Below are 18,843 nucleotides of genomic sequence, written 5' to 3'. Positions count from 1 at the left end.
CCAAATCGATTTCTCCGGGGATTATGCGTCAATTCAGAAGGTTATTCCCCCTGCGGGATCGTGTGCGCGGCGCAGCCGGGTCAGGCGGCGCTGTCTTCCCAGCCGCTGATGGCCTTGACCTCAAGGAAGTCCTCCAGCCCCCAGTGACCGCCTTCGCGGCCGATGCCGGACTGCTTGTAGCCGCCGAACGGGGCGTCCGCCTTGTGCGACGCGCCGTTGATCCGCACCATGCCCGCACGCAGCTGTTTCGATACACGCTTGATCCGCTCGCGATCGCCCGACTGGATGTAGGCGGCAAGACCGTATGGCGTATCGTTGGCGATTTCGACGGCTTCTTCTTCCGTATCGAACGGGATCATTGCCAGTACCGGCCCAAAGATTTCCTCACGGGCAATCGTCATCTCATTGTTCACATCGGCAAACACCGTGGGACGGACGAAATAGCCGCGATTGAAGCCTTCCGGGCGGCCGGTGCCACCGGCGATCAGGCGTGCGCCTTCCTTGATGCCCTGCTCTATCAGGCCCTGCACCTTGTTGAACTGCGCCTCGGAGACGAGCGGCCCCATATGATCGCCGTCCTGCGCAGGATCACCGACAACGGTCGCCTTCGCCGTGGCAGCGGCCACCTCAGTTGCCTTGTCATAGACCGAGCGCTCGACCAGCATGCGCGTCGGCGCATTGCAGGACTGGCCCGTGTTGTTGAACACGTGCAGGACGCCGCGCGTTACCGCCGCTTCGACATCGCTGTCGGCGAAAACGATGTTGGGCGACTTGCCGCCGAGTTCCAGCGATACGCGCTTGACCGTATCGGCAGCAGCCTTGGTCACGGCAATGCCGGCACGGGTCGAGCCGGTGAAGGACATCATGTCGATGCCCGGATGCGCGGACATGACAGCACCCACGGACGGACCATCGCCATTGACCATGTTGAACACACCGGCGGGAAGGCCCGATGCATCGATGATTTCAGCAAAAACCACCGACGAAATCGGCGCGATTTCCGAGGGCTTCAGCACCACGGTGCAACCGGCGGCGATGGCAGGCACGACTTTCAGCACAACCTGGTTCATCGGCCAGTTCCACGGCGTGATCAGGCCGCAGACGCCGATGGGCTCATAGGCGATCCGCACATTGGGGTTGTGCTCGTCGAGCGGACGTTCGAACTCAAAACTCTTCAGCGCCCGCATGAATGCCTTGAGGTGGCCGGTGCCCGAGGCTGCCTGCTCTTCCAGCGCCATCTTGATCGGTGCGCCCATTTCGGAAGAGATGGCCTGCGCCATGTCATTGATGCGCGTCTCGTAGACGGCGGTCAGGCGCTCGAGCCAGGCAATGCGCTCCTCGCGGCTTGTCAGGCTCCAGGTGGCGAATGCCTTGCGTGCGGCGGCAACGGCGGCATCGACATCGGCGGCCGAGCCCATTGAAATGACGGCGAATGGCTGCTCATCGGCAGGATTGATGACATCAAGATCCTTTGCCACGGCCGGAGCGGTCCATTTTCCATTGATATAGAAATCGGTCTTGCGAAGCATGGTTGGTCTCCTGCCTGGTGCTGTCGGATTGGGTTGGTTCAGGGGCGGATGTGCATCCGTTGGACTGTTGGTGTAGCGGATGAATGGACCGGCAGCCAACAGGAATATCGAACAAAGAGGCGAAAATAGCGGCGCGCTGGCGTCTGATCGTCATTTCCTGCGGTGGTGGAAGGCACGCCCGATGCGCAGGAAATTGCCGAGCATGGCGTGGCCATATTCCGTCAGCACCGACTCTGGATGGAACTGCACCCCGAATGTCGGGTGCTTCCGGTGGGCAAGCCCCATGATCTCGCCCCTGTCGGAGCGGGCTGTTACGGTGAGCGACGCATTGTCCTCGTCCGCAACGACAATCAGCGAATGGTAGCGCCCCGCCTTGAACGGGCTCGGCAATCCCTTGAAAACGCCCGTTCCGTCATGCTGGATCAGGGACGAGCGGCCATGCATGGGTTCCTGCGCCCGCAGCACCGCACCTCCAAAAGCTTCGCCGATACACTGGTGGCCAAGGCAAATGCCAAGAATGGGAATGCTGCCGCTGAAAGCTTCGATGATGGCGAGCGACTGCCCCGCTTCATGGGGTCCGCAGGGACCCGGCGAGATGACCAGAGCCGCGGGTTGCAGCGCTTCGATGTCGGCAACGGTGATTGCGTCGTTGCGCACGACGCGTGTTTCCTCGCCGAGCTCGGCAAAATAGCGCGCCACGGTGAAAACGAAGGAGTCGTAATTGTCGATGATAAGGATCATGAGCCGGCATCTCCGGCCATATCGAACACATCGAAAATCCGCGCCGCCTTGTCCAGCGTCTCCTGATACTCCGCTGCGGGATCGGAGAGCGCCGTGATGCCGCCGCCCGCCTGGAACACCGCCTTGCCGCCCTGGAACAGCACGGTGCGGATGGCGATGTTGGTGTCCATATTGCCGTTGAAACCGAAAAAGCCGATCGAGCCGCAATAGACACCGCGCGCGACCTGTTCCATCTCGGTGATGATTTCCATTGCCCGCAGTTTGGGCGCACCGGTGATGGAGCCCCCGGGAAAAGCCGCGCGGATCAGGTCCGGCAGTGATTTTTCGTCCGCCAGACGCCCGGTGACGACCGACACCAGATGATGCACGCTGGCATAGGATTCCAGCCCGCACAGCACGGGCGTGAGCACGGAATGGGGATTGCAGACCCGCGACAGATCATTGCGCATCAGATCGACGATCATCAGGTTTTCGGCGCGATCCTTTTCCGAGGCGAGCAAGGTCTCCGCATGCCGCCGGTCGGTATCCGGGTCGGCCGAGCGCGGCACCGTGCCCTTGATCGGCCGTGTCTGCACGTCCCGGCCCCGAACGGAAAGAAACCGCTCCGGCGAACTCGACGCGATGACCAGATCATCGTGCTCCAGATAGGCGGCAAATGTCGCGGCATTGCGCTGGCGCAGCGCCTTGTAGAAGGCCCAGACGGGATAGTTTTCGGGAAGATCGGCGATAAAGCGTTGCGCGATATTGGCCTGGAAAATATCGCCATCGAGAATGTATTCGACGACTTTCGCCACCGCCTGCATATAGGCTTCGCGCGTGAAATTGGATTGCCAGATATTGCGCGCAACACGTGGCCGCGTGGAGTCTGGCGTGTTCACCGGCTTTTCAAGCGCCGCGAGAAAGACATGAGCGCGTTCGGCAGCACGCCTTTCATCCGCCTGTTCGGGCAAACCGGACGAGACGAGCCAGACCCGTTGCGTCAGGTGATCGAAGGCAAGCACGACATCATGGAAATGCCAGATGGCGTCGGGCACATCGCCCTGCGACTGTTTGCGCGGTTCTGGAAGATTTTCCAGCAACCGCCCGAATTCATAGGAGAAATAGCCGATGGCCCCGCCATGGAATGGCGGAAGGCCAGCCTGATCGTCGAGGCGGAAACGTTTGAGATAGTGGGAAAGAGCCTCCAGCGGGCCGAGATCCAGTGGCTGATCGTTCCAGCTGGCCGCACCATCCCGGACCGCCAGCGTGCCGAAGGGATCGGCCGCCACATAGGAATAGCGGCCAAGCTGGTCGTGCCGCATGGCACTGTCAAGAAAGCTCAGCCCGCCGAACGGCTTCAGGCGTTCGGCAGCATCGACTGGTTCCAGCCAGGGGATTTCACGGATGTACATCCGTTGTCAGCCTTTCCCGAACGATGGCGTTACCCGCTCTTGCGGGTGGAAAGAAGTATACTTGTCTCGGTCAGGGTGATTCCGTCAATATGCCTGATGTCGCGCAGGGTGTGATCGAACGCCTCCAGCGTCTCCACCTCGATCTCCGCAACAATATCCCAGCGGCCGTTGGTGGTATGCAGCGCGCGGATTTCGGGAAAGCCCTGCAGGCGGCGGATAACCTTTTCCGCGCCCTGCCCGGCCACTTCGATCATGGCGATGGCGCGAACGCCATAAACGCCGGCACCCGCCTTCAGCGTCACGGTAAAACCCTGGATGGTGCCATCGGTCGTCAGCTTGTCGACGCGGGCCCGCACGGTGGCGCGCGAAATGCCGAGCAGCGTTGCCATCGACGAGACGGGCATGCGGCAGTCATCGCGCAGCAGCGACAAGAGGCGGCGGTCAAGATCATCCATGTCTGTTCCAGTTTGTACAATTGAGATGCGCAAACTGCGCATTAAGTAGCGCATTTCTATCAGGATGCTGTCTATTTGTCACCGTCTCGGGGTGGCAGTATACTGGCTGCGCCGGTGAATCCCCCGGCTTCATTTGATTGACCATTCAAACGCGAAAGTGGCGCTTGTTGATGAACATGCTCAGCAACTTTGAGAACGACCCCAAACAGAAATTGATGATCGTCGGCGCGCCCATCGAGGAAGGTGCCGGTCGTCTCGGCGCCCTGATGGGCCCGGCAGCGCTGCGCACCGCCGGTCTCATCCGCACTTTGGAAGAGATGGGCCATCCGGTCGACGATCATGGCGATCTTCGCCTGCCGCAGACCCTGCCAGCCGTTGCGCCCGTCACCGGCCTTGCCCATCACATCGAAAAGATCGCCGCATGGTCGCGCATGCTCTGCGTTGAAACCTATGAGGCGATGAAGGACGGCAGTTTTCCGGTCATTCTGGGCGGTGACCATTCGCTGTCCATGGGCTCGGTCGGCGGCATCGCCCGCTACTGCCAGGAAAACAACCGCGAACTGTTCGTGCTCTGGCTCGACGCGCATTCCGATTTCAACACCCCGGCAACCTCGCCGTCCGGCAACATGCACGGCATGTCCGCAGCGCTCCTGTGCAACGAGCCTGGCCTTGAAGGCGTGTTCGGCGACGAGCCGCACGGCCTGATCAAGCCGGAAAACCTGCATCTCTTCGGCATCCGCTCCATCGACACGGTCGAGCGCAAGCTCCTGCGCGAACGCGGCATCGACGTCATCGACATGCGCCAGATCGACGAGTTCGGCGTGGCCAAGCTGATGCGCCGCATCATCGAGCGGGTGCAGAAGGCCAATGGCATCCTGCATGTCAGCTTCGACGTGGATTTCATCGATCCGTCGCTTGCGCCGGGTGTCGGCACGACGGTTCCCGGCGGCGCCACCTACCGCGAAGCCCATCTCGTGATGGAAATGCTGCATGATTCCGGCGTTGTCGGCTCGCTCGACATCGTCGAGCTCAATCCGTTCCTCGATGATCGCGGCAAGAGCGCCATGCTGCTCGTCGATCTCGTCGCCAGCCTGTTCGGCCGGCAGATTTATGAACGGCCCGCCGTTTCAGACCAGAGCACCACGGCGCTCAACGTATAAGAAAATTGGCAAATAGGAGGATATTTTGCTGCAAACAGCCGCCCAACTGATTTCGACCGAGTCCCGTCTTGGCGCTCACAACTACAAGCCGCTTGATGTGGTTCTGTCGCGCGGCGAAGGCGTGCATGTCTGGGATATCGATGGGAACCGCTATCTCGACTGTCTTTCAGCCTATTCCGCCGTCAACCAGGGCCATTGCCATCCCAAGATCCTGGCAGCCATGACCGAGCAGGCGTCAAAGCTGACGCTGACGTCGCGCGCCTTCCGCAACGATCAGCTGGCCCTGTTCTACGAAGAGCTGGCAAGCCTCACCGGCTCGCACAAGATCCTGCCGATGAACAGCGGTGCCGAAGCCGTCGAGACCGCCATCAAGGCCGTGCGCAAATGGGGCTACGAGGTCAAGGGCGTGCCGGAGAATGCCGCCGAGATCATCGTCTGTTCCGATAATTTCCACGGCCGCACCATGGGGATCGTCGGGTTCAGCACGGACCCGTCCGCCCGCGAGAATTTCGGCCCCTTTGCGCCGGGCTTCAAGGTCGTTCCCTTCGGCGATATCGATGCCTTTGCGGCGGCATTGACGCCCAATACCGTGGCGTTCCTTGTCGAGCCCATCCAGGGCGAGGCCGGCGTGAAAATCCCGCCGAAAGGCTATTTCTCCAAGGTGCGCGCGCTCTGCACGCAGAACAACATCACGCTGATCCTCGATGAAATCCAGACCGGCCTCGGCCGCACCGGCGCCCTTTTGGCGGAAGAGCATGAGGCGATAGAGGCCGACGTGACGCTGATCGGCAAGGCGCTCTCAGGCGGCTTCTATCCGGTCTCGGCCGTGCTGTCGAACAGCGATGTACTCGGGGTTCTGAAACCCGGCCAGCACGGCAGCACGTTCGGCGGCAATCCGCTGGCCTGCGCCATCGCCCGCGCCGCGCTGCGTGTTCTGACCGAAGAGAACATGATCGAGAATTCGCGCATCGAGGGCGAGTATTTCCTGCAGCAGCTCAAGGGTATCCGCAGCAATATCGTGCGTGAAGTGCGCGGCCGCGGCCTGATGCTGGCCATCGAGCTGCGTCCGGAAGCCGGTGGCGCCAACCGCTTCTGCTACGAGCTGAAGGAACGCGGCATCCTCGCCAAGGACACCCATGGCGATACGATCCGCATCGCGCCGCCACTGGTGATCAAGCGCGATCAGATCGATTGGGCGCTGGAACAGTTCAACGAAGTGCTGACCAGCATGAATTGAGGCCTAGGGGGTTCAACACCCCCCTCTGGGCTGCCGCCCATCTCCCCCACAAGGGGGGAGATCAGCTTTCACAGCTATTTCAATTAATCTTCAACATTGAAAATAAGGCGAAACCATTGATGCCGACTTGATCTCCCCCCTTGTGGGGGAGATGTCCGGCAGGACAGAGGGGGGTGAAATACTTACATCCTCACCCGCTCCGCCTTCGGATCGTACATCGGCGTGAGCGATGCCACGGCTTGCACGCGCTCTCCGGCGATCTCGATCTCGTAGCTCGACGCCAGCACCTGCTCCGCGCTTTCGCCCTTGCAGGCGACGTAGCCAAGCCCGATCGCCCCGCCGAGATGATGGCCGTAATTGCCTGAGGTGATCGTTCCGACGATTTCGCCATCGCGCACGATGGCTTCGTTGTGGAACAGCAGCGGCTCGGGATCGGCAAGACGGAACTGCACCAGCCTGCGGTCCAGCCCGTTTTCCTTCTTCTGCAACACCGCATCACGCCCGATGAAGTCGCCCTTCGTGGTTTTGACGGCAAAGCCGAGCCCTGCCTCCAGCACATGGTCTTCGTCGGTGATATCATGGCCGAAATGCCGGAAGGCCTTTTCGATCCGGCAGGAATCCAGCGTGTGCAGGCCGCATAGTTTTAGACCCAGCTCCTGACCGGCCTTCTCCAGCGCCTCGAACACATGGGCGGTCTGGTCCGACGCGACATAAAGCTCCCAGCCGAGTTCTCCGACATAGGTGACGCGGTGGGCGCGGGCGAGGCCCATGCCGATCTCGATTTCCCGTGCGGTGCCGAAGGGATGACCCGTATTGGAAAAATCGTTTGGGCTGATCCTTTCGATCACCTCGCGGGATTTCGGCCCCATTAGGCACAGCACGGATTCCGCCGCCGTCACATCGGTGATGACCACGAATTCGTCCTTGAGATGCTTGCGCATCCAGGCGAGATCGCGCTGCAGGGTGGCGCCGGGAACAACGGCAAAGAATGCCGTCTCCGACAGGCGCGTGATGGTCAGGTCGCTTTCGATCCCGCCGCGATTGTTGAGCATCTGGGTGTAGACGATGCGGCCGGGTTCGACATCGAGCTGGTTGGCGCAAAGTCTTTGCAGGAAAGCCAGTGCATCGCGGCCCTCGATGCGGATTTTGCCAAAGGAGGTCATATCGAACAGGCCGACGCCATTGCGCACCGCCAGATGTTCCGCGCGCTGATTGTCGAACCAGTTCTGCCGCTTCCAGGAATAGCGGTATTCGCGCTCTTGCCCGTCATTGGCGAACCAGTTTGCCCGTTCCCATCCGGCCAGTTCGCCGAAAACGGCACCGCGTGCCTTCAGATGTTCATGGATGGGCGAACGGCGGATATTGCGGGAGGTCGCCATCTGCCGGTAGGGAAAATGGTCGGCATAGAGCAGGCCAAGCGTCTCGGAGACGCGTTCCTTCAGATACCGCCGGTTCTTCTGGAATGGCTGGGCCCGGCGGATATCCACTTCCCACAGGTCGAACGGTGCTTCACCGTCGTGAATCCACTGGGCCAGTGCCATGCCGGCGCCGCCAGACGACACGATGCCGATGGAATTGTAGCCCGCCGCCACCCAGTAACCGCCCAGTTCCGGTGCTTCGCCGAGATAATAGCGATCATCCGGGGTAAAGCTCTCAGGCCCGTTGAAAAAAGTGTGAATGCCCGCCGTGCCGAGCATCGGCATGCGGTTGACGCCCATTTCGAGGATCGGTTCGAAATGCTCGAAATCCTCCGGCAGCTGGTCGAAGCAGAAATCCTCGGAAATGCCGTTCATGCCCCACGGCTTGGCCACGGGCTCGAAGGCACCGAGCATCATCTTGCCGGCGTCTTCCTTGTAATAGGCGCACTCATCCGGCACGCGCAGCACCGGCAGGCGGCCGAGCCCCTCGATGGCCTCGGTAACGAGATAGAAATGCTCGCAGGCGTGCAGAGGCACCGTCACGCCTGACATCGACGCCAGATCACGCGCCCACATGCCGGCGCAATTGATCACCACATCGGTCTCGATCGTGCCCTGTTCCTCGCCCTTGGCCCAGGAAACGCCGGATACCCGGCCGTTCTTCTTGTGAATGTCGGTGACTTTCACGTTCTCGAAGATTTTCGCGCCGCGCTGCCTTGCGCCCTTGGCCAGTGCCATGGCGATATTGGCGGGATCGCACTGCCCGTCCAGCGGCAGATGCACCGCCCCGACCACATCTGATATGTTAAGATGCGGGTACATCTCCTTGACTTCCTGTGGAGAAATCTCCCGCACATCCACATCGAAAGCACGCGCCAAAGAAGCCTGGCGATAGATCTCGTGCTTGCGTTCCTCAGTCAGCGCCACGGTGATGGACCCCACCTGGCGCATGCCCGTGGCCACCTCGGTTTCCGCCTCCAGCTTGACGTAGAGATCGGCGGAATATTTGGCGAGCCGCGTCATGTTCTGCGAGGCGCGCAGCTGGCCGATCAGGCCAGCCGCATGCCATGTGGTGCCCGAGGTCAGCTGCTTGCGTTCCAAGAGAACGATGTCGGTCCAGCCCAGCTTGGCAAGATGATAGGCGACGGAACAGCCGGAAACGCCGCCCCCGATGATGACGGCTCTGGCCTTAGCCGGAAGAGAACTCATGCGCGGATTCTTTCGTTAGCGGGATCCCAGAGCGGCTGATCCGGATGCACGGTGGCCTTGAAACGTTCGCCGAAAATCTCAACCTCGATTTCCGTTCCAGGTTCGGTAAGTTCGGTCTTGAGCATGCCGAGCGCGATGGATTTATCGATCCGGTGCCCCCAGCCGCCCGAGGTGGTTTCGCCGACGATGCTGCCCTGGTGCCAGAGCGTCGACATATAGGGCGCATCGCAATCCCCGGCATCGACGGTCAGCGTGACGAAGCGCTTTTTCACGCCGTGCTGCTTTTCGCTTTCCAACGCGGCTTTGCCGAGAAAATCAGGCTTTTCCCATTTGATGAAACGGTCCAGCCCGCTTTGCAGCGGCGTGTAATCGGTGGAAAGATCGCCCTTCCATGCGCGATAGCCTTTTTCCAGCCGCAGCGAATCCAGCGCATACATGCCGAACGGTTTTAGCCCGTATGGCTGCCCGGCCTGCCAGACCGCGTCGAAAATCGCCTGGGTATCGGCAACCTTGCTGTGGATTTCCCAGCCCAGTTCCCCGGCAAACGACACGCGCCCAAGCTGGCAATAGCGTCCGGCGATCTGTGTCGTCTGGTGCGACAGCCAGGATTTGCCGAGGTCCGCATCGCAGATGCCGGCAAAGAGATCGCGCGCCTTCGGGCCCGTGACGATCTGGCAGGAAAACTGCTCGGTGACGTTGCTGATGCTGATCGCGCTGCCCCTGGGCAGATGTTTTTGCAGCCATTCCAGATCGTGCCACTCGGCAACGCCCGCAGTAATGAGGAAAAACACATCCTCGTCGATGGCCATGATCGACATTTCGGTGACGACGCGGCCCTTGGCATCGGCGAAATAGCCAAGGCCGATGCGGCCGGGTTTCGGCACAAGGCCGGTAATCAGGCTGGACAGCCAGTCGCGTGCCCCGGCGCCGCTCACCTTGAAGCGGGAGAAACCGGGCAGATCGAGAATGCCGACCGCATCGCGCACCGCATGGCACTCCTCGCGGATGCGCCGTTGCCACGGCCCTTCCCGCGTGAATGTCTGTGTCGCCTCTTCCGAGGTATCGTCGCCGGGCTGCGCATACCAGTTCGCCCGTTCCCAGCCATTATAGGCACCGAACTGCGCACCCAACCCGGCCACGCGCTCATGCAGCGGCGAAAGCTTCTTGTTGCGTCCGGCCGACCACGTATGGCGCGGGAAATGGATGGCGTATTCGTGGCCATAGACTTCCACACCCTTGGCGACGCTATAGTCATGATCGGCAAAGGCCGTGAAGCGGCGCGGATCGCAGGACCACATGTCCCATTCGGTCGCGCCTTCCGCCACCCATTCCGCCAGTACCTTGCCTGCCCCGCCTGCCTGCGCGATGCCGAAGGTGAAAACACAGGCTTCGAACGCATTGGGCACACCGGGCATCGGCCCGATCAGCGGGTTGCCATCCGGCGCATAGGGAATGGGGCCATTGATGATTTTCGACAGACCGGCCGTACCCAGGATCGGCACACGGGCGATCGCGTCGTTCAGATACCATTCGAGCCGCTCCAGATCGTCGGGAAACAGCTGGAAGGAAAAATCATCCGGCATCGGATCATCTGAGGTGGCCCAGTGCGCCCGGCAATTGCGCTCATAGGGCCCGAGATTCATGCCGTTCTTTTCCTGCCGGAGATAGTAGGACGAATCCACATCGCGCAGCAGCGGCAGCTTGTGGCCCTGCTCGCGGCTCCATGCGGCGATTTCGGGGATTTCATCGAACAGCAGATATTGATGGCTCATGACCATCATCGGCACCTCGCGGCCGAACAGCCTGCCGATTTCCTGCGCCCGGTAACCGGCGGCATTGACCACATATTCGCAGCGGATCTCGCCCTGCGGGGTCGCGATCACCCATTCGTCGCCGTCGCGCCGGGCACCTGTCACCGGACAGAAACGGATGATCTTTGCGCCCATGTCGCGCGCGCCCTTGGCGAGCGCCTGCGTCAGCTGGGCCGGATCGATATCGCCATCATTGGGATCGTACAGCGCGCCCGCCAGATCATGCGTCGCGATGAAGGGATAGCGGCCATTGATTTCATCGACGCCGAGCACGTCGATATCCATGCCCTGGTAGCGGCCCATGCTTTTGACACGCTGGAACTCGCGCATGCGCTCCTTGCCATGGGCGAGCCGCAGCGAGCCGGTGACATGGTAGTTCATGGGATAATCGACTTCCTGCGCCAGCCGCCGGTACAGCTCGGCGGAATAACGCTGCATGTTCATCACCGACCACGAGGCGGAGAAGGTCGGCACATTGCCCGCCGCATGCCAGGTGGAGCCCGATGTCAGCTCGTTCTTCTCCAAAAGCACGCAGTCGGTCCATCCCGCCTTGGCCAGATGATACAGCGACGAGACGCCGACCGCCCCGCCGCCGATGATGACGACCCGCGCCGACGTTGGAAATTCAGACATGCAAAGTCTCCCGTGGTCTCATGCTGTGGTTTTGCTGCCCGGTCATGCCCGGGCGATTTCATCGAGGTACCACTGGATGTACCGCAACTCGTTGTGTTCCATCGGCGCGATGGGCCCCGGCACGAAGTAGTGCGAGCGCACGCCGCGCGCGGTGTGTTCGATGATCGTCTTGTCCTCGGCCGTGGTCACCTTCCACAGCCATGTCAGCTTTTCCAGGTCGTAATCCCGGCCCTCCTCGGCATCGCCGCGCACCAGCCAGATCAGCTCCATCTCGCAGGTATCGGCTGTCTTCGGAATGAAACGATAAATCATGCCATGATCGGGGTAGCACACGAGGAAACTGGTGCCGCCAAGGTGGATGGAGGTCACGCCGCCGTCGAATTCGGTGAAACGGCCCATCAGCGGGCCGACAGGCGAGCCGTCCTGGCTGCCGCTCGATACGCCGTCATAAAGCGCATAGCGGAACGTATGAATCGTTTCATTGCCCTGCGCGGAGCTCTGCCAATGGTCGCCGGTCGCAATGTCGATGCCGAGCGCGCAGGTGCGCTGCTCCATCCGCGCATTCAGCTCGGTGATTTTTTCCAGCGGCTGTTCAAGCGCATGGGTCTGCGAATATTCCGGATGCGCCGGGCCGCAGTGGTAGCACTCGACATAATTTTCCACGGCCAGCTTCCAGTTGGCATCCACCGGATAGGTCTCGCGGTACGCCACCTTGGCATCGGCCCAGCCATATTGCCCGCAGGTGGTGCGCAGCGACTGCTCGATAATGTCGAAATTCAGCGGTTCCTCGGCAAAGCAGATGAAGATCAGCCCTTCGGCCACGCGCACATGCAGCTTTTTCAGGCCATGGGCGCTGCGGTCGAAATCCCGCGGCATCAGCCGCGCTGCGCGCAGGCTACCGTCATTCATGTAGGTCCAGGCGTGATAGGGGCAGACGAAGAAGCGGGCATTGCCCTTCTGCTGGGTGCAGACCTCGGCGCCGCGATGGCGACAGACATTGAGGAATGCGTGGATCGCGCCATCTTCGGTGCGCGAAACTATCACCGCCTCCGAATCGATCTTGAACAATTCGAAATCGCCCGCATTGGGAATGATGCTGGTATGGCCGATACAGTGCCAATGGCGGCGGAACACCCGTTCCATGTCCCGGGCATAGACATCCGGGTCCATGTAAAAGGCGCGCGCCAGCCCATGGCCGGGCCGGTGGTCCGCAATCATGCGGTCGATCTTGTCGCCTGCCGGTGCAACACCGGCCAATGCCTGTTCCGCGCCCATGTTAGCCTCGCTCAAAAAGAGTGGTCCCCCGACGCGCTCCCTTGTTTCCCGGATGCGTCGCAGATTAGAATGATTCCGCATTGGGCGCCGTTCAAGCGATGGTTGCTCATCAAGACATGAATTATTCTCAACAGTCTGTTTTACAGGATGCCGCCCGATGATGTCGAAGCCCCGAATACCCCCGCTCGGCTCGTTGCGCGCGTTTGAAGCCTCGGCCCGTCTCTTGAGCTTTCGCCTGGCGGGCGACGAGCTCGGCGTCACCCAATCGGCCATCAGCCACCGCATTTCCGAGCTGGAGGCTATTCTCGGGGTAAAGCTGTTCGAACGCCTGCCGCGCGGCGTGGCGCTGACCGATGCCGGGACGCTGTATTATCCCTATATGCGCGATGCCTTCGAAAAGATCGCCCGCGGCACGGCGCTGATCAACCGGCTGGGCACGACAGACGATCTGGCGATTGAAACCTATGCGACCTTCGCCATCCGCTGGCTCATTCCGCGCCTGACCGATTTCCGCAAGGTCAATCCGAACCTTGCCATCCGCATCGGCACCAGCCAGCTCGACTGGGAACTCAATATCGACAGTTCCGATATCGGCATCATCCATACGACCCGGCCGGAGCGGATGAACCTGCATTACCGGCTGCTTGTCAAAGCCGAGATGTTTCCGGTGTGCAGCGCGGCGGTTGCGGCACGGATCGCGGGCGACACCGAGGCAAAGGCACTCAACAAGGTACCGCGTCTGGCGCTCTATACCGCGCCGGAGGACTGGGGCACGTGGCTGGATGCCGCAGGAATTGCCGATAGCGGCCAGGCGGTGACGCTGAAGTTCGACACCTACCTCGCCGCCCTGCAGTCGGCTCTCGATGGTCAGGGACTGGCCATCGCACCGGGCTTTCTCGTCGCTGACGATCTGAAGGCGGGGCGTCTGGTGGCACCGTTCGCGCTGAAAGTCCCGCAACCCAGTGCATGGTATATGATCTGCCGCAAGGAGCGGGTCAATGAAGCGCGCATCCGCCAGTTCGAGAAGTGGCTGGTGGAGCAGTTCGAGGCTGCATAGGCTTGTGCGTGGTTCGACAAGCTCACCATGAGGGAAGTTGCATTTTGCAAAGCACTGGATTCCCTCATGGTGAGCTTGTCGAACCACGCACGGTGCTCTTGCAAACCTACTTCCTTTTAATCCCGATCGATTTTCCAACCCGCGCCGGAATCCCGAGCTTCGCATGGGCATCCCGGTAAAACGCGAGCTTTGGCAGCACGTCCTCTGGAAACGGCACAACCTTCGGGCCGTTCATATCCACATGCAGTGACAGAACTTCCGACGTCGCGGCAACCCAGCCATCGACGTGAATGATCTCGTTGTAGGTATGCAGACGCTTGCCGTCGAAATCGATGAGCTGGCTGGTGACCGTCACCAGATGGTCGAGATGGATCTCCTGCACGTAGCAGATATGAACCTCCGCCGTGTAGATCGTCAGCTTGCGCTCCGCCGCATATTTCGGGCCGAATCCCAGTTCGGCAAGGAATTCGTCACCGCCCCGGTCGAACACCACGTTGTAATAGGCCATGTTCAGATGGTCGTTATAATCGATCCATTCCTTTTCCATGGCTATCGGAGCGGAGCGGTACAAATCACCTTCTGGCATGCTGGTAGTCCCCTGATTGGTAAAACTCGGCGGCATTTGAACCATGGCAGCCGCCCGTCCACTGTGTCAAAAACGACTGATAATGGCGGCTGCCTAACGATTGGCTGCCGCGCGCAGGCTGCTCGGCGGCTTGCCCTCGAAGGTGCGGAACGTGCGGGCGAATGCGGCAGCGGATGAAAAACCCGTACGCGCGGCGATATCGGCCAGCGGGGTTTTGGTGTCGGTGATCAGCCGCCGCGCGATCTTCAGGCGCAGGCGCAGATAGTAGCGGCCGGGTCCCTCGCCCACGGCCTTTGCAAAAATCTTTTCGAGGCTGCGGGCGCTGAGACCGCAGCGTTTGGCGATGGCACCGATGGTGAGCGGCGCATCGAGATGCCCCTCCATAAGCCGAATCGCCGTGGCGAGTTTCGGATGCACGCCGTCGAGCCGCCCCAGCGAGACAAGCGGCTGCGCAACATTGGACGCATGCGCTTCGTCGTAGATAAAGACGCTCGCCACATCGAGCGCCACGGACATGCCGCAGCGCGAGCGGATGAGATGCAGCATCAGGTCGAAGGTCGGCGATGCGCCGCCCGTGGTGAAGACGGGCCCGTCGATAACATAGCGGTCCGGCCGGATATCCGCCTCGGGAAATTCGGCTGTGAATTCCTCCATGTCCTCCCAGTGGGTGGTGGCACGCCGTCCCCGCAGCAGCCCCGCCCGGCCAAGCAGCCATGACCCCGCCTCGATGCCGCCGATCATCTGGTAGTGATGCATGGCGCGGCGCAGGCCGGCGGTAAAGGTGGTGCGCGAAATATCCGATGTGCCGAAGCCGCCGATCATCAGCAGCATGTCGGCCTTGTCAGCCGGATCGAACGCGCCGGAGACGGCAATCGGCAGGCCGCAGGTGGTGATCGCCGGGTTGCCGTCCAGCGAAACGATCCGCCATTTGAACAGGGTGCTGCCCGACACGCGGTTGGCGGCACGCATGGGATCGATGGTCGATGCCACGCACATCAGCGATGCGCCGCTGAAGACGAGGACCGTCACGTCAAGCGTTTTGGTGTTGGGTAAAAAGAGTGGCGACGTTTCGCTATTCATCAAATCAAGTTCGTATATTGCAAAGCATGCATTTGCAACAGCTGCATGATTTGCCCAACGAAAAAATGGGAGCAAAGCAATGGGACTCACCCCCAATCGCGACGTATTCATCACCTGTGCCGTCACCGGCGCGGGCGACACCACCGGCCGGTCCGACAAGGTTCCGGTCACCCCGCGGCAGATCGCCGACGAATGCATTTCCGCCGCCAATGCCGGTGCCGCGGTGGCGCATATCCATGTGCGCGATCCGAAAACCGGCAAGGGGTCGCGCGATGTCGCGCTTTATGCGGAAGTGGTCGAGCTGATCAAGGCATCGGGCGTCGACATGGTGCTGAACCTCACCGCCGGCATGGGCGGCGACCTGACGCTCGGCAGCACCGAACAGCCGATGCCGCCCTCGCCCGTCGGCACCGACATGGTCGGCGCCACCGAACGGCTCGTGCATGTGGCCAAGCTGCGCCCGGAAATCTGCACGCTCGATTGCGGCACGATGAATTTCGGCGAAGGCGACTACGTCATGACCAACACGCCTGCCATGCTGAAAGACATGGCGGCACAGATCAAGGCGCTGGGCGTGCGCCCGGAAGTCGAGATTTTCGATACCGGCCACCTGCTCCTCGCCAAGTGGCTCTATGACCAGAAGCTTCTGGAAGACCCGGTCATGGTGCAGCTCTGCATGGGCATTCCCTGGGGCGCGCCGGACGATATCAACACGCTTTTGGCGCTGACCAACAACCTGCCCGCCAACTGGACGTTTTCGGCCTTCTCCATCGGCCGTAACCAGCTGCCCTATGCGGCCATGGCCATGCTGGCCGGCGGCAATATCCGCGTCGGTCTCGAAGACAATATCTGGCTCGACAAGGGCGTCCTTGCCACCAACGGCCAGCTGGTCGAACGGGCCGTGAAGGTCGCCGAGGGCATCGGCGCCCGCATTCTGGGACCGGACGAGGTTCGGGCCCGCATGAAACTGACAAAGGGCTGGTAAGAACATGAGCGTCATTCGCAAAGCGGCAGCCGTCGGCGGCGGCGTCATCGGTGCGGGCTGGGTTGCCCGTCTCATTCTCAACGGCATCGACGTATCAATCTTCGATCCGGACCCGGAGGCGGAACGCAAGGTCAGCGAGGTGATGAAGAATTCACGCCGCGCCTACAAGACCATGGTGCCCGGCGGCCTGCCACAAGAGGGTAAGCTGACCTTCGCCAAGTCAATCGCCGAGGCTGTTGCCGGTGCCAATTTCATCCAGGAAAGCGTGCCGGAACGCCTCGACCTCAAGCACAAGGTGCTGGCGGAGATCGACAAGCATGCGGCGGTCGATGCCATCATCGGCTCGTCCACCTCAGGCATCCTGCCGTCGGACATGCAGACATCGATGCAGCATCCCGAACGCCTCGTTGTCGGCCACCCCTACAATCCGGTCTATCTCCTGCCGCTGGTTGAAATCGTCGGCGGCAAGCTAACCTCGCCGGAAGCCATCGAGACAGCGCGCGAACTCTATGCCTCCATCGGTATGAAGCCCGTGGTCATCCGCAAGGAAATCGAAGCCTTTGTCGGCGATCGCCTGCTCGAAGCCGTCTGGCGCGAAGCGCTGTGGCTGATCAAGGACGACATCACCACCGTCGAGGAACTCGACGACATCATGCGCTATTCCTTCGGCATCCGCTGGGCGCAGATGGGCATGTTCCAGGTCTATCGCGTGGCGGGCGGCGAAGCGGGCATGCGCCACTTCATGGCCCAGTTCGGCCCCTGCCTGTCCTGGCCGTGGACCAAGCTGATGGATGTGCCCGAACTCACCGATGAACTCGTCGACAAGATCGCCGCACAGTCCGATGAACAGGCGCATGGCCTGTCCATCCGCGAACTGGAACGCATCCGCGACGATAACCTCGTGGCGATCATGGATGCCCTCTCCCGCCAGAACAAGGGCAAGGGCTGGGGTGCCGGTGCGCTCTACAAGGATTATACCAAGCAGTTGTCGAAACTGGCAAAGAAGCCTGCGGTCTCCAAGGCGGCCGAAAAGGCCAAATCCACCAAACCCAAGAAGAAGGCTTAAATCATGGATTTCGGTCTTTCGGAGGAGCAAAGGCTGATTGTCGAGACGACGCGGGCCTTTGTCGAAAACGAGCTCTATCCGCATGAGGCGGAAGTGGAGCGTACGGGTGTCCTGCGCAAGGAGCTTGCGGACGAGCTGAAACAGAAGGCGATTGCATCAGGTCTTTATGCGGCGAACATGCCGGAATCCGTCGGCGGCGCCGGTCTCGATACCGTGACTTGGCTGCTTTACGAAAAGGAGCTTGGCCGCGCCAATTATGCGCTGCACTGGTCCTGTGTCGGCCGTCCGTCCAACATCCTGCTCGCCGGGACCGACGCGCAGAAGGAAAAATACCTCTATCCCTGCATTCGCGGCGAAAAGTCCGATTGCCTCGCCATGACGGAACCGGGCGCCGGTTCCGACCTGCGCGGCATGAAGGCGACGGCCGTCGAAAAGGGCGGCGACTGGGTCGTCAACGGCACCAAGCATTTCATCAGCCATGCGCTGGAAGCGGATTTCGTCATCCTCTTCGTGGCGTCCGGCGAGGAAGACACGCCGCGCGGCAAGAAGAAGAAAATCACCGCCTTCTTCGTGGACAAGGGCCATCCCGGCATGACGATCCGCGAGGGGTATCGCAACGTCTCGCACCGGGGCTATACCAATGCCATCGTCGAATTCGACGATTGCCGGCTACCCGCCGATGCGATCCTTGGCGAGGTGCACAAGGGTTTCGAGGTTGCCAACACGTGGCTCGGCGCGACGCGTCTGCAGGTCGCGGCGACCTGTCTCGGCCGTGCCGAACGGGCGCTTGGCCATGCCATCGAATATGCCGCACAGCGCGAACAGTTCGGCCAGCAGATCGGCAAGTTCCAGGGCGTCTCGTTCAAACTCGCCGACATGGCAACGGAACTGAAGGCCGCCGATCTCCTGACCTTCGAGGCGGGCTGGAAGTTCGATCAGGGCACCGTCACCGATCAGGACATGGCCATGGCCAAGCTGAAGGCCACGGAAATGCTCGCCTTCGTCGCCGACGAGGCGATCCAGATTCATGGCGGCATGGGGCTGATGGACGACCTGCCGCTTGAGCGCATCTGGCGCGATGCACGCGTCGAGCGCATCTGGGAAGGCACATCCGAAATCCAGCGGCATATCATCTCGCGCGCCCTGCTTCGCCCGCACGGAGCGTAAGTGATTATGCGGTCAGGTTTTACCCCCCTCTGTCCTGCCGGAC

General features: G+C 61.2%; 15 protein-coding genes. 6 read left to right on the top strand and 9 right to left on the bottom strand.

Going from position 1 to position 18,843, the window contains the following annotated elements; genetic code table 11:
* Nucleotides 1-80 precede the first annotated feature (80 nt).
* From ACZ5FP_RS11295 to ACZ5FP_RS11280, 4 genes are all read right to left on the bottom strand, one after another.
* Entirely contained in the window at nt 81-1,529 is a 1,449-nt protein-coding gene (locus ACZ5FP_RS11295) for an aldehyde dehydrogenase family protein (RefSeq protein WP_464660186.1), read from the bottom strand.
* 150 nt (nt 1,530-1,679) lie between these two features.
* On the bottom strand, nt 1,680-2,270 hold the full coding sequence (locus ACZ5FP_RS11290) for an anthranilate synthase component II (RefSeq protein ID WP_464660184.1): 591 nt from the start codon (nt 2,268-2,270) through the stop codon (nt 1,680-1,682).
* The gene (pabB, locus tag ACZ5FP_RS11285; protein ID WP_464660182.1) at nt 2,267-3,661 is read right to left on the bottom strand and encodes an aminodeoxychorismate synthase component I; all 1,395 of its coding nucleotides are present in this window, start codon (nt 3,659-3,661) and stop codon (nt 2,267-2,269) included. The genes ACZ5FP_RS11290 and pabB overlap by 4 nt, the downstream gene beginning before the upstream one ends.
* A gap of 29 nt (nt 3,662-3,690) precedes the next feature.
* Entirely contained in the window at nt 3,691-4,116 is a 426-nt protein-coding gene (locus ACZ5FP_RS11280) for an Lrp/AsnC family transcriptional regulator (protein ID WP_105732917.1), read from the bottom strand.
* 176 nt (nt 4,117-4,292) lie between these two features.
* Between ACZ5FP_RS11280 and rocF the strand changes: the two genes are divergently transcribed.
* Complete coding sequence (gene rocF / locus ACZ5FP_RS11275; protein ID WP_374042729.1) at nt 4,293-5,276, top strand: arginase; 984 nt, start codon at nt 4,293-4,295, stop codon at nt 5,274-5,276.
* 28 nt (nt 5,277-5,304) lie between these two features.
* Complete coding sequence (gene rocD, locus ACZ5FP_RS11270; protein ID WP_464663245.1) at nt 5,305-6,513, top strand: ornithine--oxo-acid transaminase; 1,209 nt, start codon at nt 5,305-5,307, stop codon at nt 6,511-6,513.
* Between the two features lie 182 nt (nt 6,514-6,695).
* Here the strand turns inward: rocD and ACZ5FP_RS11265 are convergent, their stop codons facing one another.
* From ACZ5FP_RS11265 to ACZ5FP_RS11255, 3 genes are read right to left on the bottom strand one after another with little or no spacing between them, the layout of a single operon-like run.
* Nucleotides 6,696-9,140, bottom strand: coding sequence for a GcvT family protein (locus ACZ5FP_RS11265; protein WP_464660180.1), 2,445 nt, complete (start codon nt 9,138-9,140; stop codon nt 6,696-6,698).
* Nucleotides 9,137-11,584: a GcvT family protein gene (locus tag ACZ5FP_RS11260; protein ID WP_464660178.1), complete on the bottom strand. Its 2,448-nt coding sequence runs from the start codon at nt 11,582-11,584 to the stop codon at nt 9,137-9,139. Before ACZ5FP_RS11260 ends, ACZ5FP_RS11265 begins: the two co-directional genes overlap by 4 nt.
* A gap of 42 nt (nt 11,585-11,626) precedes the next feature.
* Nucleotides 11,627-12,859: an aromatic ring-hydroxylating oxygenase subunit alpha gene (locus ACZ5FP_RS11255; RefSeq protein ID WP_464660176.1), complete on the bottom strand. Its 1,233-nt coding sequence runs from the start codon at nt 12,857-12,859 to the stop codon at nt 11,627-11,629.
* A 157-nt stretch (nt 12,860-13,016) separates the two neighbouring features.
* On the opposite strand from ACZ5FP_RS11255, the gene ACZ5FP_RS11250 reads away from it, so the two are divergent.
* Nucleotides 13,017-13,916 carry a LysR substrate-binding domain-containing protein gene (locus ACZ5FP_RS11250; protein ID WP_464660174.1) on the top strand — a complete coding sequence of 300 codons (900 nt, stop codon included), beginning with the start codon at nt 13,017-13,019 and terminating at the stop codon, nt 13,914-13,916.
* A gap of 106 nt (nt 13,917-14,022) precedes the next feature.
* Here the strand turns inward: ACZ5FP_RS11250 and ACZ5FP_RS11245 are convergent, their stop codons facing one another.
* Complete coding sequence (locus tag ACZ5FP_RS11245; protein WP_464660173.1) at nt 14,023-14,502, bottom strand: thioesterase family protein; 480 nt, start codon at nt 14,500-14,502, stop codon at nt 14,023-14,025.
* 93 nt (nt 14,503-14,595) lie between these two features.
* Complete coding sequence (locus tag ACZ5FP_RS11240) at nt 14,596-15,585, bottom strand: GlxA family transcriptional regulator (protein ID WP_464660171.1); 990 nt, start codon at nt 15,583-15,585, stop codon at nt 14,596-14,598.
* A 76-nt stretch (nt 15,586-15,661) separates the two neighbouring features.
* On the opposite strand from ACZ5FP_RS11240, the gene ACZ5FP_RS11235 reads away from it, so the two are divergent.
* From ACZ5FP_RS11235 to ACZ5FP_RS11225, 3 genes are read left to right on the top strand one after another with little or no spacing between them, the layout of a single operon-like run.
* A complete protein-coding gene (locus ACZ5FP_RS11235; RefSeq protein WP_105732925.1) occupies nt 15,662-16,567 on the top strand; it encodes a beta-keto acid cleavage family enzyme in 906 nt (301 codons plus the stop codon).
* A 4-nt stretch (nt 16,568-16,571) separates the two neighbouring features.
* Nucleotides 16,572-17,633 carry a carnitine 3-dehydrogenase gene (locus tag ACZ5FP_RS11230; RefSeq protein ID WP_464660169.1) on the top strand — a complete coding sequence of 354 codons (1,062 nt, stop codon included), beginning with the start codon at nt 16,572-16,574 and terminating at the stop codon, nt 17,631-17,633.
* Between the two features lie 3 nt (nt 17,634-17,636).
* Complete coding sequence (locus ACZ5FP_RS11225; RefSeq protein WP_223615062.1) at nt 17,637-18,800, top strand: acyl-CoA dehydrogenase family protein; 1,164 nt, start codon at nt 17,637-17,639, stop codon at nt 18,798-18,800.
* Nucleotides 18,801-18,843: the final 43 nt, after the last annotated feature.

The sequence above is a fragment of the Phyllobacterium sp. T2-21 genome, assembly GCF_055378485.1.
This window is presented reverse-complemented; position numbering and strand designations above follow the sequence as displayed.